Origin of the sequence: Oerskovia sp. USHLN155 (assembly GCF_037145535.1) — a bacterium.
In the GTDB taxonomy this organism is placed as follows: domain Bacteria; phylum Actinomycetota; class Actinomycetes; order Actinomycetales; family Cellulomonadaceae; genus Oerskovia; species Oerskovia rustica.
Window position 1 is genome coordinate 64,991 of the sequence record NZ_JBBCXG010000013.1, and the last position, 15,664, is coordinate 80,654.

Below are 15,664 nucleotides of genomic sequence, written 5' to 3' on the forward strand. Positions count from 1 at the left end.
CGGAAAACTAGACTGCTCCCGTGCCCTCCCCCTCCCCTGACTCGCCCCTCGACGTCCCGGCCGAGCCGTCCCGGACGATCGCCGACCGCTACACGGCCGTGCGCGCCCGCGTCGACGCCGCGGCGCTCGCCGCAGGCCGCGCTCCGCAAGAGGTGCGGCTGCTCGTGGCGACCAAGACGCAGGACGCCAGCGCGGTGCGCGCGGTCGTCGCCGCGGGCGCGACGCTGATCGGCGAGAACCGCGTCCAGGAGCTCGTCGCCAAGGCACCCGACCTCGCCGACCTGGTCGCAGGCGGCTCGGTGCGGATCCACATGATCGGGCACCTGCAGCGCAACAAGGTCAACCAGGTCCTCGCGACGGCCACGGGTGTCGAGTCGGTCGACTCGCTCGCGCTCGCCGAGGCGCTCGCGAGCCGCTGCGCGCGCGAGGGCCGCACGCTCGACGTCATGGTCCAGGTCAACGTGTCGGGAGAGGGGTCCAAGGCGGGGGTGGGGCCCGAGGACGCCGCACACCTCTCCCGTCAGGTCGCCGCTCTGGAGGGTCTTCGCCTCACGGGGTTCATGACGATCGGGGCGAACTCCCCCGACACCGCGCTGGTGCGCGCCGGGTTCGAGCGGTTGCGCCGGATACGTGACGAGGTGCTCGCGAGCGAGGCCCCGGGGACGGGTGAGGCGCGTGAGCTGTCGATGGGCATGAGCGGCGACCTCGAGGCGGCGATCGCCGAGGGCGCGACGATCGTGCGCGTGGGGACCGCGGTGTTCGGGGCACGTACCGCCACCGCGCCCGTCGGCTGACCGGCGAGGGACGTGACGCGGGACCGTCCGCTTGACGTGGACGGTCCCGCGCCCTGTGCCGGGCGACCTCCGCCCGGCTACGACGTCGCGAACTGCTGCAGGTGCGCCAGGACGACCGCCTCGACGGCGCTGCGCGTCCCCAGGACGGCACGGTCGACCCGCGGCATCTGCTCGGCGTGATAGTTGGCCGCGTCGGCCGACCAGTGCACGATCGCGTTGCCGACCAGCACGTAGCCGTTGTAACCCTCGGTCACCCAGTAGGCGTCGGCGGAGAGGCGCGCGTCCTGGGCGAGCGAGGGGAAGGTCCCGGTGGTGTCCGCGGTGCCCGAGACCTCGACGTTGATCGGGTCACCGGCCTCGACGTAGTCGATCGTCACGGTGGGGCACGACGCCGCCCGGTCCTGGACGATCGCGTAGGCGGACTCGGCCGCGGCCGCGTCCGCAAAGAGGTGAGCTTCCTGCTGGACGCGGCCCCCGGGGCTGATGGTGTCCTGCAAGGCGTAACCACTGGTGCCGAGTCCCGCGAGGATCGCCGCGATGTCGCAGTCCGCCGGGGACTGGGTGTTCGCCGGGGGTACCCGGGGCTCGTCACGAAGGATCGTCACGACGTTCCCCTGGATCGCCGGGATGCCGCTGAGGACCCCGGCTTCCGGCAGGAGCAGGGACCGGATCGCGGACGGGTCGACGTGAGGTGGTGCCGGAGCCACGACGGACGCTCCCAGCTCGGCGGTCACCTGCGCAACGTCGTCCCCCGCGGACGGCACGGTGGTCGTCCCCGCAGTCTCGACGGGACCTTCGCTGTCGGCGGGCGCCTCGGTCGCGCACGCTGCGAGCGTCGCGCCGAGGACCAGCACGAGTCCCGCCCTCGTGGCCCGGCCGTAGGCGGCGGGCCCTGCTCCGACCGATGGACGACGACGTGCTCCCATGACTCCCCCAGAATGTTCGGACGTCACCGCGTGGTGCGGCGAGATGTCCTCCTATCCTCGACCGTGGGACACGTGTACCGCATGCCGGCCGGATAACGATTCGGCGCCAGATGTCGCGATCCGACCTTGCGGCCGTCTGCTTCCCGACCTGGCCCTCTGACCAGGGACGTCGCGCGACCGAGACCCTCAGGCCCCCAGCAGCTCGAGCGCGCGGCGCACGCCGGGCGCCCCGGCCCCACGCAGCGCCTCGCGGGCCTCGTCGACGCCGACGCCGGCGAGCAGCATGACGAGCGCGACGTGGATCTCGCCGCCGGCCCGGTGCAGGACCTGCTCGCACTCGTCGGTGCCGAGTCCCGTGGCCTGGACGAGCATGCGCACGATGCGGGCGCGCAGCTTCTGGTTGGTCGGGCGCACGTCGATCATGAGGTTCGAGTACGTCTTGCCGAGGCGGATCATGGTCGCGGTCGAGAACGTGTTGAGCACGAGCTTCTGCGCCGTGGCGGCCTTCATCCGGGTCGAGCCCGTCACGACCTCGGGGCCCGTGTCGAGGAGGATCGCGACGTCGACGCGCGAGGCGAGGCGCGCCTGCGGGTTGGCGCTCACGAGCACGGTCGCGGCGCCTCGCTCGGCGGCGACGTCGAACGCGCCGCCCACGTAGGGGGTGCGGCCGCTGGCGGCGAGCCCCACGACCAGGTCGCCGGCCCGGACGCCGTCGGCGTCGCGCCGTCCGAGCTCGACGTCGTCCTCGGCTCCTTCGACCGCGAGCATCATGGCGCCGGCGCCGCCCGCGAGGTGCGCCTCGAACCACTCGTCCCCCACGCCGTACGTGGGCAGGAGCTCGACCGCGTCGAGGACACCGAGACGCCCCGACGTGCCGGAGCCGAAGTAGTGGACCTTCCCGCCGCCGCGGAGCGCGGCCACGGCGAGGTCGACGGCCGCGGTGATGCGGTCGGCCTCGGCACGTACGGCGTCGGCGACCCCGGCGTCCTCGTCGGTGATGCGCCGCACGACCTCGGCCGTGGGCAGCAGGTCGATGTCCGTGGTGCGCGGGTTGCGGTCCTCGGTCGGCGACGCGAGCCGGAGCACCTCCTGCCAGTCCTCGTCGGAGGACGTGAGTCCTGCCGGTCCGGCGTCCGTCGCGGGGCGGGTGTCGGTCATCGGTGCGTTCCCTTCGGCATCGGGGCGAGCCCGAACGGGGTGTTGGCCAGCACGAGCCGGCGGATGGGCCCGGTGAACGCGGGCCAGACGAGCGGGGTGGGCGGGGTGAGCGAGCCGAGGACCGCGGCGCGGCGCGCCCCGGTCGAGCGGCGGCGCTGGACCCCCTTGGCGGTGCCGGCGACCCCGTGCGCCGACAGGAAGCCGAGGAGCGCGAAGAGGTACGCCTCCTTGGCGTCGATGGGCATCCCGAGCTGGTCGGCCGTGAGGAGCTCGCAGCCGTCCGGCAGGTAGGCGCGGAGTCGCTCGAGCAGCGTCGGGTTGTGCGCGCCACCGCCCGAGACGACGACGCGGCGCACCTCGCGCTGGGGTTCCGCGGCGGCGTCGCCCGCGCTGCGTCGGTCGGCGGGGATCGACTGGGCGACCGTGAGCAGCCCTTCCGCGATGGTGACCGCGGTGAGCTCGGTGAGGGTCGCGACGAGGTCGGGACCGGTGAGATCGGGGCGCACGGACGCAAGCTTGCGCGGCACGTAGGTCGCGTCGAACAGCTCGCGGCCGGTCGACTTGGGGGCCTTGGCCGCGAAGTACGGGTCGTCGAGCAGGGCGCGCAGCGCGGCCTGGTCCACCGTCCCGGCGGCGCCCAGGGCGCCGTCGCGGTCGAACGGCTCGCCCGTGAGCTGGCGGGCGGTGAGGTCGATGAGGCAGTTGCCGGGACCGGTGTCCCACCCGGTCACGGGTGCCTCGACCTCGCCGACGAGCGTGACGTTCGCGATCCCGCCGATGTTGAGCGCTGCGCTCAGCCCGGCCGGCGCGCCGTCGGGCGACTGCGGGTCGCGGCCGAGCCACAGGGCGTCGAGGACGCTCACGAGGGGCGCGCCCTGGCCGCCTGCGGCGATGTCGGCGACGCGGAAGTCGCTGATGACGGGCCGCTTGGTGCGCTCGGCGATCCAGGCGGCGTTGCCGAGCTGAAGGCTGCCGTGCGCGCGGGCGCCGACGACCCAGTGGTAGAGCGTCTGCCCGTGCGACGCGACGAGGTCGACGTCACCGCCGGCGACGTCGTCGATGGCCTGGCGTCCGGCGCGGCCGAACTCCTGCCCGATGAGCGTGTCGAGCTGCGTGACCTCGCCCATGTCGACCGCGGCGGGCGGCAGCGCCTTGAGGATGCGTTCGCGCAGCGCGGCGGGCCACTCGTACTCGGTGTGCCCGAGGGGCCGCATGCGCAGGACCCCGTCGGGGCCGAGGTGGAAGTCGGCGGCGGCCGCGTCGATCGCGTCGACCGACGTGCCGGAGGACAGGCCGAGGACGATCATCGGGTCACCTCCGAGGTGAGCGCGGTCAGCTGCCCGACGGCGGCGCGCGCGTTCGCACGTCCGGTGCCGCAGGCGACGACCACGGTGGTCCGGTCCCCGAACCAGGCGGGGACGGCGTCGGGGAAGCCGGTGTGGACGGCGACGAGGTCCGGCCGGGCGGCGCGCAGGGCGTCGAGCATGCCTGCCTCGCGGCTGCCCGGGACGGGCTCACGGGTGATGACGACCAGCGGCCGGGCGGGACCGTCCGCCTGTCGTGCCGAGACCGCGGCGAGCGCGTCCTCCCACCCGGCCTGGTCGGAGAAGGCGTGGAGGGTCGTGTCAGGGAAGGCCGTGACGAGCGCGGTCTGGACGTGCTGGGCGGTGCGCCCGGCGGCGTGGTCGAACCGCTGGCGCAGGTCGACGACGTCGGGTGCGGGGCCGGACGGGTCGAGGTGCGTGGCGGGACCGTGCACGCGCACGGCCCGCTCGGCGGCCTCCTGCCCGACGGCGGCGAGCGCCTCGAGCGCGGCCGTCGCCTCCTCGGGGCCGCAGGTCGCGCCCGCGGACGCCTGGCGCTCGCGCACCCGGCGCACCGTGCGTGCGGTGCGGGCCGCAGACTCCTGGAGGCGCTCGATCGTGACCCGACCCTCCTCGACCGCGGCGAGGAGCGCGGACTGCGCCTGGCGGAACAGCGCCTCGTCGTCGCGGCCGACCGTCGTGCCGAGGCACAGCAGGTCCGCGCCGCCCTCGACGGCCTGGACGGCGACCTCGCCGATCCCGTCACCGCCCGAGACCGCGCCCATGTCGAGCGCGTCGGTGATGATCGGGCCCTCGAAGCCGAGCTCGCGCGCCAGGGCGGCGGCAGCAGGCTCGAGCGAGACGGGTCGCGGACCGATCGCAGGGACCAGCAGGTGCGCGGTCATGATCGAGTCGATGTCGACGTCGGGCTCGAAGGCACGCACGAAGGGCGGCAGGTCGCGCTCGCGGACCGTCTCGAGCGAGTCGTCGACCACGGGCAGCGACAGGTGGGAGTCCACGTCCGTCGCGCCGTGCCCCGGGAAGTGCTTGCCGCACGCCCCGACGCCCGCACGGTGCAGGCCCTGGACGAACGCGGCGCCGTGCCGGGACACGAGCCCGGGCGTCGCGCCGAACGCACGCACGCCCACGACGGGGTTCTCGGTCCGGGAGTTCACGTCGAGCACGGGCGCCAGGTCGAGGTCCACGCCGGTCGCCGCGAGGAGCCGCCCGAGGGCGAGCGCGACCCGCTCCGTGAGGTCCTCGTCGTCGACCGCCCCCAGGGCCGCGGCCCCCGGGATGCTCGACCCCGTGACGGCCTCGAGCCGGCTGACGTCCCCACCCTCCTCGTCGATCGTGATCAGCAGGTCGGGCGAGACCTCGTGGAGGTGGGCCGAGAGCCTGGCGGTCGTGGCGACGTCGGGCGTGTTGTACGCGAAGTAGACGACTCCCGCGAGCCCCTCCTCGCAGGCCGCGAGGAGCCAGGCCGGGGCGTCGGTCCCCGTGAAACCGGGGAGCAGGACGCCGTTGACGGCGCGCAGCGCGTCGTGGTGCACGGTGGTCATCCCTTCACCGACCCAGCGGTCAGGCCGGAGGACAGGTTGCGCTGCACGAGGACGAAGAAGACGATCACGGGCAGCGTGATGAGGGTCGAGGCGGCCATGACGGCGCCCCAGTCGGTCGTGTTCTCGCCGAAGAACTTCTGCAGACCGATCGGCACGGTGTACTTGGCCGACTGCTGCAGGAACGTCAGGGCGAAGATGAACTCGTTCCACGCGGTGATGAACGAGAAGACGCTCGTGGCGACCACGCCGGGGGCGACGAGCGGCAGCAGGATCTTCCAGAACATGCGGCCCCACGAAGCACCGTCGAGGTACGCGGCCTCCTCGAGCTCGACCGGGACCGCCGCGACGAAGCCGCGCAGCATCCAGATCGCGAAGGACAGCGAGAAGGCGATGTAGACGATCGTCAGACCCAGGAGCGAGTTGAGCATGCCCAGCGTGCGCATCTGGAGGAACAGCGGGATGACGAGGGCCTCGAGCGGCACCATCTGCACCATGAGGACGAGCACGAGGATCGACTTGCGGAAGCGGAACCTGAAGCGGCTCACCGCGACGGCCGCGAGCAGCGCGAGCACCGAGGAGAACACGACCGCGCCGATCGCGACGACGATCGAGTTGCGCAGGTAGTGCCCGAACCCGCCGTCGTCGATCACGGTCACGAAGTTGTCCCACGTGACCCCGGCGGGCAGGATCCGCGCGCCTCGCGTCGCGGCCTCGGGGTCGATCGCCGAGGAGAACATCCAGTACGCGGGGAACAGCGCGAAGGCGAGCAGCGCGACGATGCCGACGACCTTGCCCGCGGTCGGCAGGGGACGCTTGCGCGCCTTGACCCGCAGGGCCTGCGGGGGGCGCGGGGCGCTTCCGTCGATCGATGCGGCCACCGTGCGACCCGCGCGGCCGGCCGTGGGCGGGGTGCTGGACGGGGCACCGGTCAGGGCGCTCACAGCTCCTCCTCCTTGAACAGGGTGCGCATGTACACGATGGTGATCCCGAGCAGGATCAGGGTGAGCAGCACGGCGATCGCCGAGCCCATCCCGTACTTGCCCTGCGCGAAGGACTGGATGTACGACCACACGCCGAGGTTGAAGACCTCCTTGTTGCCGCCGTTGCCGCCGGGCATCAGGTAGATCTGCGTGAAGACCTTGAAGTCCCAGATGGTCGACAGGATCGTCACGACCGCGAAGACGGGGCGCAGGATCGGCGCGGTGATGGTCCAGAACCGGCGCCAGGGCGTGGCGCCGTCCATCATCGCGGCCTCGTGCAGCTCCTTGGGGATCGTCAGGAGGCCCGCGAGGACCGTGATCGCGACGAAGGGGAATCCGTGGTGCACGACGTTGAGGGTCGCGATCGCGTAGAAGCTCAGACGCTCGGTGAACCAGTTCGTGGTCGCCGGGTCGATGAGCCCGACCGAGTCGAGCACCGAGGAGACCAGACCGTTGAGCGGGTCGAAGATCCAGATCCACACGTACGTGCCGGTGATGGCCGGGACGGCCCAGGCGACCATGATCGCCGTCGAGCAGACCGTGCGCCAGAGCGTCCCGAGGTTGTTGAGGAACAGCGCGACGGCCGTGCCCAGGACCACCGTCAGGACCACGCACGCGACCGCGAAGCCGATCGTGTTGGGCAGGACGACGGTCCACAGGAACGAGTCGCCGAAGATCGCGGCGTAGTTGTCGAAGCCGATGTAGTTCGACTCGCCCGAGGCGATCTGCCGCAGGCCGTAGTCCTGCAGCGAGATCATCACGACGCGGGCCAGAGGCCACAGGAGCAGGACGCCGAGGACGCCGAGCGCGGGGGCCAGGAGCAGCCAGGGGCGCAGCGGCGACTTGTGGCCGAGCACTTGCATGCCACGTCGGCCGACGCCGCGGCGCGGGCTGGAGGAAGGGGCCGGGGCCGGGGCCCGGCGCGTCAGCTGGTCGGCCGACGCGCCGGGAACCTGGTGCAGATCTGCCATGGGCTCGTCAGGACCCGAAGGTCTCGTTCATGTCGGCGGCCGCGGTGTCAGCGGCCTCCTGCACCGTGGCGCTGCCCGAGAGGATCGACTGCAGCATCGTCTCGACCGTCTTCTTGCCCTGGATCTGGCCGTAGAGCGGCGTCACCGGGACCGAGGCGCCGGCCTCGACCATCTGCTGGGCGAACGGCGCGACGAGCGGGTCGTTCTCCTCGATGACCTTCTCCAGGAGCGAGGTCTGGCCGGGGAAGTAGCCGGACTGGTTGCCCCACTCCTGCGCGAACTTGCCGGTCGTCATCATCTCGACGAACTCCCACGCGAGGTCCTGCTTCTCGCTGGCCGCGAAGACACCCAGGTGCGACCCGCCCAGGAACGAGTCCGACAGACCGTCGGTCTCACCCGGGATGGGGAACGCGCCGATCTTGTCGGCCATGTCCGGGACGTCCGTGAGGATCTTGCCCGGGGTCCAGCTGCCGGAGATCATCATGCCGACGTTGCCCTGCTCGAAGTTCGACAGGAGGTCGGTCTCCTTCCAGGTCGTCGCCGCCGCGGTCGACAGGCCCGCGTCGGTCGCGAGACCCGTGTAGAACTCGAGGCCCTTGACGGAGTCCGCGGAGTTGATCTCGGACTTCCAGGTGTCGCCGTCCTTGACGGCCAGGTCGCCGCCCGCACCCCAGATGAAGGGCATGGCGCCGTACTGGGAGTCACCGGCGATCGGGAAGGGGATGAGGCCCGGGTTCGCGGCCCTGAGCGTCTCGGCCGCGGACTGGAGCTCGGCCCACGTCGTCGGGATCGCGATGCCGGCCGCCTCGAAGAGGTCCTTGCGGTAGATGACCGAGCGCACACCGGCGTACCAGGGCATGCCGTACTGCGCGCCGTCGAGCGTCGCGGACTCGACGAGCCCGGGGACGAGGTCCTCCTCGAGGCCCGCGTCCTTGATCCGGTCGGTCAGGTCGGACAGGGCGCCGACGTCGGCGAACTCACCGGTCCAGGTGGTGCCGAGCTCGGCGACGTCCGGCGTGGTGTTGCCCGCGATGGAGGTCGTGAACTTGTCGTGGGCGCTGGCCCACGGCTGGAACTCGATCTGGAGGTCGGCGCCGGTCTCTTCCTTGAACGCGGTGGTGACCTCGTCGAAGAAGGCGTCCCCGTCGGGGTTGGTGCCTTCCATGATCCAGACGGTGAGGGTCTCGCCGGTGTGGTCGGCGGAGGCTGCGTCCCCCGTGGCCTCGCCGCCGCTGTTGTCCCCACCGCCACACGCGGTGAGGCCGAGCGCCAGGAGGAGGGTGCCCGTGACGGCCACCGTGCTGCGTCGCTGCATGCCGTGACTTCCTTTCTGGTCGGCTGCCGCGTCGCGGCCAGCCGTTCGTCCCTGCGGACCTGATCGTTCGTGGGGGCGCCGGGTCGTCGGCACCCTTCGACTCTGAAACAAACTTACATCAGGTTGGGTGTTCGTGAAGATTACCGCCAACGACGGGCAGAGGGAAGCCGGTCGCGAAGTTGTGACCTGTTGGTAACCTCGGCGACCCGACGGCGCGGGCCCCGGCGACGCCACGGCGCGCGACCTCGCCCCGACCGCGACCCGCGGCTACCGCGTCACGGCACGCGCGCCGTCCACTCCTCGGTCCCGAACTTCGTGCGCACGAGCTCCTCGGCCTGTGCGCGCTCGTCGGCGGTCACCGCGCCGTCGACCGTGCGGTACCGCGACCGGAAGTGCGCCTTGAAGGCCTCGATGACCTCTTCGCGCGCCATGCCGGTCTGCGAGCGCACGGGGTCGACACGCTTGTTGGCGCTCTTGGTCCCCTTGTCGCTCATCTTCTCGCGCCCGATGCGCAGGACCTCGAGCATCTTGTCGGCGTCGATGTCGTAGGCCATGGTCACGTGGTGCAGCACCGCTCCCCCACGCAGGCGCTTCTGCGCGGCACCCGCGATCTTGCCCGCCGGGGACGCGATGTCGTTGAGCGGCTTGTAGGTGGCGTTCACGCCGACGTCGGCGAGCGCCCCCAGCACCCAGTCGTCGAGGAACGCGTACGAGCGCTCGAAGCTCAGACCCTCGACGAGCGAGGCCGGGACGGTCAACGAGTACGTGATGGTGTTGCCGGGCTCGACGAACATGGCGCCTCCGCCCGAGATCCGGCGGACCACGGTGATGCCGTGCTTCGCGGCGCCCTCGGGGTCGACCTCGTTCCTGAGCGACTGGAACGACCCGATGATGACGGCGGGCGCGCCCCACTCCCAGATACGCAGCGTGGGACCGCGCCGGCCGGCATCGAGCTCCTCGGTGAGGACCTGGTCGAGCGCGAGGTGCATCGCAGGTTGCTCGGGGCCCTCGTGGATGATCTCGAAGACGTGGTCGTCCCAGCCGGTCGCATGACCGAGCGCGCGGCGCACGGCGATCGCGACGGCCTCGGGCGAGAACCCGACCATCGTGATGTCGTCGGTCAGCACGGCCTCGATCGCACGCGTCAGGTCCGCGACGGTCGACGTCTCGGGCAGCCCGGTCAGGGCAGCGTTGATGTCGTCGAGCGCGTCGTCGGGCTCGAGGAAGAAGTCTCCGCTCAGCGCGACGCGGGACAGCCTCCCCCCGTCGGTCTCGACGTCGACCGCCACGAGCTTGCCACCAGGAACCTTGTACTCGCCTCTCATGGGCTCCACGGTACGTGCCGCTGGACGCGAGTCCGCGCTCCACGGGTCGCCCGCACCGCCGGACACCTGGTGACCTGGGCCACACGCAGGAGTAGCCTCCAAGCAGCAGGGCCCGGCCCCCGGTCGAGGGCCCGCCCCGGGGCTCCGGTGCGAGGTCCGGTCGGGGGCCCGGCCAAGGACCCGGCCACGAACCGGGCCGACGGCGAGAGTCCCGGGCGCAGGGCCGGGTGAACCCCGTGGCACTTTTCTCCGCGCTGTGGCGCTGTTGTGAAACTTCATGCCACAATGAGGCGTGACCAGCACGCAGGACCCCGACCCCGCCCGCCCGGAGGCTCGTGCAGACGTCCCGGCGCCACCCACGGGCTCCCCCCGCTGGATCGTCGCGATCGACGTCGGCGGGAGCGGCAGCCGCCTCGTCGCGGCAAGGCTCGACATCGATCCCAGCAGCGATGCCGACCCCGACGCGCACCGCACGAGCCTCACCGGACGCCCGGTCGCGATCGGACCCGACGGCAGCGACGTCGCCGAGGTCGTGCACGACCTGGGCGCAGCCTTCGTCGCGGCCTGGACCGAGACCCACGGCGAGCCCCCCGTGGTCGCCGCCGCCGCGGTCGGCGCGACGGGCGTCGCGACCCTCGTCCCGGACCCGACCGCCGTCCACGACGCGCTCCGCGCGAGCCTCTGCGCCGAGCGCACCGCGGTCGCGGCCGACGCCGTGACCGCCCACCTCGGCGCGCTCGGCGGCCGGGCCGGGGCGGTCGTCGCGGTCGGTACGGGCACGATCGCCCTGGGCACGGACCTCGCCGGGACCTGGCAGCGCGTCGACGGGTGGGGTCACCTCCTCGGCGACCTCGGCTCGGCGTCGTGGATCGGCGCCCACGGGCTGCGGGCGGCGCTCGCCGCGCACGACCGCCGTTCGACGGGCGGTTCGCGCCCGCTGCTCGCCGCCGCCACGGCGCGGTTCGGCCCCGCCCCGACCTGGCCCGCCCAGCTCTACACGCGCCCCGACCGCGCCCAGGTCCTCGGGTCGTTCACGCCCGACGTCGCGGCGGCCGCCGCGGCGGGCGACCCGGCGGCCGTGCAGATCCTCACCGAGGCCGGCCGGCACCTGGCCGAGTCGCTCGCGGCCGCCCTCGTGCCCGGGCTGCCGCCGCTCGCCGCCGCGACGGGTGGCGTCCTGGCAGCAGGCCCGTCGCTGACGGGTGCGCTCGCGCGCCGCTTCGCCGCGCTGCGCCCCGACGCCGAGCTCGTCCCCTCCGCAGGCACCCCGCTCGACGGCGCGCTGCACCTGGCCCGGCTGCTCGCCGAGAGCGCCGAGAGCGCGGGGAGCGCCGGGCGCGCCGGTGGCACCGGCTCGCTCGTCGCGCACGAGCCGTGGCTGAGTCTCGGGGGCTCGCCCCCGGACCCCGCGCCCGCCACCGGCGCCCGCCCCCGAAGCGACAACCCCACCGCCAGCCACCCCGCACCGATCACAGGAGATCCGACATGACAGGTGATGGACTCGTCCGCATCCGGCAGGCCCTGCCGACCCTCCGCCCGGCCGAGGCCCGGATCGCGGAGGCCGTGCTCGCGGACCCGACCGCCGTCGTCGGGTCCACGATCAACGAGCTCGCGGCGCGAGCGGGCGCCTCCCAGGCCACGGTCGTGCGCTTCTGCCGGGCGATCGGCTACGCGGGCTACCCCGAGTTCCGGATCGACCTCGCCCAGGCCACGTCGCGCCGCGAGATGGAGCTCGAGCGCTCGAACGTCGCGCACGGCGAGATCAACGAGACGGACACGGCCGAGGACGTCGTCGCGAAGATCGCGTTCCACGAGGCGCGGACGATCGAGGAGACCGCGCGCATGCTCGACCTCGGCGCGCTCGAGCAGGTCGCGGCGGCCGTCGCGGCCGCGCCCCGGGTCGACGTGTTCGGCGTCGGGTCGAGCCAGCTCACCGGGCAGGACCTCGCGCAGAAGCTCCAGCGCATCGGGCTCGTGTGCTTCGCCGCGCCCGACCCGCACCTCCAGCTCCAGTCCGCGGCGCTCCTGCGCCCGGGCGCGGTCGCGATCGGGATCTCGCACAGCGGGCAGACGGTCGAGACCAACCACGCGCTCGGCATCGCGCAGGCGCGCGGAGCGACGACCGTCGCGATCACCAACTTCCCCGAGTCCCCCCTGGGGCAGGAGGCCGGCATCGTCCTCGGCACCACGGCGCGCGAGACGCAGTTCCGCTCGGGCGCCCTGTCGAGCCGCATCGCGCAGCTCGCGGTCGTCGACTTCCTGTTCGTCCGCGTGGCCCAGCGCCTGTACGAGCAGACCAGCGCCAACCTCAAGGCGACCTACGACGCGGTCCAGCCCCACCGGCTCGACGGGGAGCGCAAGGCCCGGGCATGAACGTCTCCGCCGCGACGACGCGGGCCCTCGAGATCCGGACCGACCTCCTGACGCGGGTCGCCCAGGCGCACGACGCGTCGCACTACCTGCTGCGCCCCGAGGCGGTCGCGCGCGCGCAGGACGTGCCCGACGTCGTCGCCGCCTTTGCCGAGGCCCGTCACCGCGGGCTCTCGGTCACGTTCCGCTCGGGCGGGACGAGCCTGTCGGGACAGGCGTCGGGCGCGGGCCTGCTCGTGGACACGCGCACGCGCTTCACGCGCGTCGAGGTGCTCGACGACGGCGCCCGCGTGCGCTGCCAGCCCGGCGTGACGCTGCGATCGGTCAACGGGCGGCTCCTGCGCCACGGGCGGCGCCTCGGCCCCGACCCCGCGAGCGAGATCGCGTGCACGATCGGCGGGGTCGTCGCCAACAACTCCTCGGGCATGGCCTGCGGGACGGTCGACACCGCGTACCGCACGATCGAGTCGATGACCCTGGTCCTGCCCAGCGGGACCGTGCTCGACACGGGCGCCCCGGACGCGGACGAGCGGCTGCGGGCCCTCGAGCCCGCGCTGCACCGCGGCCTGGCCGAGCTGCGCGACCGGGTGCGCGCGAGCGCGTCGATGCGCGCCACGATCGCGCACCAGTACTCCATGAAGAACACCATGGGCTACGGCGTCAACACGTTCGTGGACCACGACTCCCCCGTCAAGATCCTCGAGCACCTGGTCGTCGGGTCGGAGGGGACGCTCGCGTTCGTGGCGGACGTGACCTTCCGGACGGTGCCTCTGCTGCCCGCGGCCTCGACCACCCTCCTGGTCTTCGACGCGCTCGAGCACGCGACCGACGCCCTGGCGACCATCACCGGCTCGGGCGCGCGGGCGATCGAGCTGCTCGACGCGGCCTCGCTCCGCGTCGCCGCCACCGACCCGCTCACCGACGCGTCGATGCGGGCCTTCGCGGCCGCCACGACCCAGACGGCCCTGCTCGTCGAGTACCAGGCCACGTCCCCCGACGGGCTCGAACCGTTCGAGGAGGCCGCGCGCCGCGTCATCGGCGACCTCGCCCTCGCGACGCCTGCCGAGCTCACGCGCGACCCCGCGGCCCGCGGGCGCCTGTGGCGTGTGCGCAAGGGCCTGTACACCGCGGTGGCCGGGGCCCGGGCGCCCGGCAGCACCGCGCTGCTGGAGGACCTGGTCGTCCCCGTCCCCGACCTCACCGCGACGGTCGGCGACCTGGGCGGGCTCTTCGAGCGGCACGGCTACGACGACGCCGTGACGTTCGGGCACGCCAAGGACGGCAACCTGCACTTCATGATCACCCCGCGCCTGTCCGACGACGGCGAGCTCGACCGGTTCGCGGCCTTCACCGAGGACATGGTGACCCTGGTGCTCGACCGCGGCGGCTCGCTCAAGGCCGAGCACGGCACGGGTCGCATCATGGCGCCGTTCGTCCGTCGGCAGTTCGGGGACGACCTGTACGCCGTGATGCGCGAGGTCAAGGCCCTGTGCGACCCGACCGGACTGCTCAACCCGGGTGTTCTCCTCACGGACGACGACGAGGGGCACCTGGCGCACCTCAAGCTCGTGCCGCCCGTCGGGGAACCGGCAGCGGGAGACCTCGCCGAGGTCGTGGACCGGTGCGTCGAGTGCGGCTACTGCGAACCCGCGTGCCCGTCGCGGACCGTCACGACGACCCCGCGCCAGCGCATCGCGCTGCTGCGCGAGATGGTCACGGCTGCCCCGTCCGAGCTCGCGGAGCTCGAGCGCGCCTACGAGTACTCGGCCGTCGACACGTGCGCCGTGGACTCGCTGTGCGTGACCGCATGCCCGGTCGGGATCGACACCGGCAAGGTCATGAAGGTCCGCCGCGCGCAGCGACATGGGCCGGTCGTCCAGCGCGCCGGGCGCACGGCGGCCGACCACTGGGGCGGCGCGGTCACCGGCCTGCGTGGGGCGCTCGGCGTCGTCGACCGCCTGCCCACCCCGCTCGTGTCCGCGGCCTCGAAGGTGGGGCGCGCCGTGCTGGGTGCGGACGTCGTACCGCTCGTCGGGTCGGACCTGCCCGGGCCCGGACCACGTCGCGTGGCGTCGGCCGGGGCCGTCGCTGACGCGTCGGTCGTCTTCTTCCAGTCGTGCATGGGCTCGCTCTTCTCCCCCGCCGAGGCGTCGCCCAGCCCGGGCGGCGTGGGCCCGGCATTCCTCGCGCTGTGCGAGCGCGCGGGGATCACGGTCGCGATCCCGGCGGGGATCGCGGGCCTGTGCTGCGGCACGCCGTGGGTCTCCAAGGGGCTGACCGACGGCGCCGCCGCGATGGCCGAGCGGACCTTCGACGCGCTCTGGGCCGCGACCGACGGCGGTCGCCTGCCCGTCGTCTCGGACGCGTCGAGCTGCACGCACGGGCTCGAAGGGGTCGGGTCCCACCTGGCCGGCGAGGCGCGCGAGCAGTTCGAACGGCTGCGCGTCCTGGACGCCGTGACCTTCGTGCGGAGCGCCGTCCTGCCCGCGCTCGAGGCGAGCGGCCGCTCCCCCCGGGCCGCCGGTACGACGCTGGGCTCGCTCGTCCTGCACCCGACGTGCTCGTCGATCCACCTGGGGGTCGTGGGCGACCTCGAGGCGGTCGCACGCGCGGTGGCCGACGACGTCGTTCTCCCCCTCGACGCGGGATGCTGCGGGTTCGCCGGCGACCGCGGGATGCTCCACCCCGAGCTCACCGCCGCGGCGACGCGCGCCGAGGCCGCCGAGGTCGCGGCCCACGCACGCGATCACGGCACCGCGGACGCGTACGCGTCGAGCAACCGGACGTGCGAGATGGGCCTGAGCCGGGCGACGGGGCAGGACTACGTGCACGTCGTCGAGCTGCTCGAGGCGGCCACGCGTCCCTGACGGGTCCCGCACCCCGACGTGTCGGAAGGAGCGTGACCCGGAGGTCACGCTCCTTCCGACACGTGGGCGCAGGCGCCCGGAGCGGGGCGCAG

Annotated in this window: 12 protein-coding genes; 4 read left to right on the forward strand and 8 right to left on the reverse strand. The window is 73.2% G+C overall.

What is annotated here, in order from left to right; translation table 11 throughout:
• Window positions 1-20: 20 nt before the first annotated feature.
• Window positions 21-794 carry a YggS family pyridoxal phosphate-dependent enzyme gene (locus tag WFH32_RS17540; protein WP_191795874.1) on the forward strand — a complete coding sequence of 258 codons (774 nt, stop codon included), beginning with the start codon at window positions 21-23 and terminating at the stop codon, window positions 792-794.
• Between the two features lie 77 nt (window positions 795-871).
• Here WFH32_RS17540 and WFH32_RS17545 read toward each other — a convergent pair whose 3' ends face one another.
• The 8 genes from WFH32_RS17545 to WFH32_RS17580 form a co-directional block, all read right to left on the reverse strand.
• On the reverse strand, window positions 872-1,648 hold the full coding sequence (locus WFH32_RS17545; RefSeq protein ID WP_336708594.1) for a hypothetical protein: 777 nt from the start codon (window positions 1,646-1,648) through the stop codon (window positions 872-874).
• 258 nt (window positions 1,649-1,906) lie between these two features.
• On the reverse strand, window positions 1,907-2,878 hold the full coding sequence (locus WFH32_RS17550) for an N-acetylmuramic acid 6-phosphate etherase (RefSeq protein WP_336708596.1): 972 nt from the start codon (window positions 2,876-2,878) through the stop codon (window positions 1,907-1,909).
• Window positions 2,875-4,185 (reverse strand): anhydro-N-acetylmuramic acid kinase, encoded by a 1,311-nt coding sequence (locus WFH32_RS17555; protein WP_191795877.1) that lies wholly within the window; start codon window positions 4,183-4,185, stop codon window positions 2,875-2,877. Before WFH32_RS17555 ends, WFH32_RS17550 begins: the two co-directional genes overlap by 4 nt.
• On the reverse strand, window positions 4,182-5,744 hold the full coding sequence (locus WFH32_RS17560; RefSeq protein ID WP_336708597.1) for a glycoside hydrolase family 3 N-terminal domain-containing protein: 1,563 nt from the start codon (window positions 5,742-5,744) through the stop codon (window positions 4,182-4,184). Before WFH32_RS17560 ends, WFH32_RS17555 begins: the two co-directional genes overlap by 4 nt.
• Window positions 5,741-6,577, reverse strand: a complete 837-nt coding sequence (locus WFH32_RS17565; protein ID WP_371415827.1) for a carbohydrate ABC transporter permease — start codon at window positions 6,575-6,577, stop codon at window positions 5,741-5,743. Before WFH32_RS17565 ends, WFH32_RS17560 begins: the two co-directional genes overlap by 4 nt.
• A 104-nt stretch (window positions 6,578-6,681) precedes the next feature.
• Window positions 6,682-7,587, reverse strand: coding sequence for a carbohydrate ABC transporter permease (locus WFH32_RS17570; RefSeq protein WP_191795879.1), 906 nt, complete (start codon window positions 7,585-7,587; stop codon window positions 6,682-6,684).
• A 115-nt stretch (window positions 7,588-7,702) separates the two neighbouring features.
• The gene (locus WFH32_RS17575) at window positions 7,703-9,010 is read right to left on the reverse strand and encodes a sugar ABC transporter substrate-binding protein (protein ID WP_336708599.1); all 1,308 of its coding nucleotides are present in this window, start codon (window positions 9,008-9,010) and stop codon (window positions 7,703-7,705) included.
• A 275-nt stretch (window positions 9,011-9,285) separates the two neighbouring features.
• A complete protein-coding gene (locus WFH32_RS17580) occupies window positions 9,286-10,335 on the reverse strand; it encodes a lipoate--protein ligase family protein (RefSeq protein WP_191795881.1) in 1,050 nt (349 codons plus the stop codon).
• A gap of 292 nt (window positions 10,336-10,627) precedes the next feature.
• Here WFH32_RS17580 and WFH32_RS17585 point away from each other — a divergent pair, with 292 nt between their 5' ends.
• Genes WFH32_RS17585 through WFH32_RS17595 form a run of 3 tightly spaced genes read left to right on the forward strand, consistent with a single transcriptional unit; the run spans window position 10,628 to window position 15,572 of the window.
• A complete protein-coding gene (locus tag WFH32_RS17585) occupies window positions 10,628-11,824 on the forward strand; it encodes a BadF/BadG/BcrA/BcrD ATPase family protein (protein WP_336708601.1) in 1,197 nt (398 codons plus the stop codon).
• Window positions 11,821-12,708, forward strand: coding sequence for a MurR/RpiR family transcriptional regulator (locus WFH32_RS17590; RefSeq protein ID WP_030152170.1), 888 nt, complete (start codon window positions 11,821-11,823; stop codon window positions 12,706-12,708). Before WFH32_RS17585 ends, WFH32_RS17590 begins: the two co-directional genes overlap by 4 nt.
• Complete coding sequence (locus WFH32_RS17595; protein WP_336708602.1) at window positions 12,705-15,572, forward strand: FAD-binding and (Fe-S)-binding domain-containing protein; 2,868 nt, start codon at window positions 12,705-12,707, stop codon at window positions 15,570-15,572. Before WFH32_RS17590 ends, WFH32_RS17595 begins: the two co-directional genes overlap by 4 nt.
• Window positions 15,573-15,664: the final 92 nt, after the last annotated feature.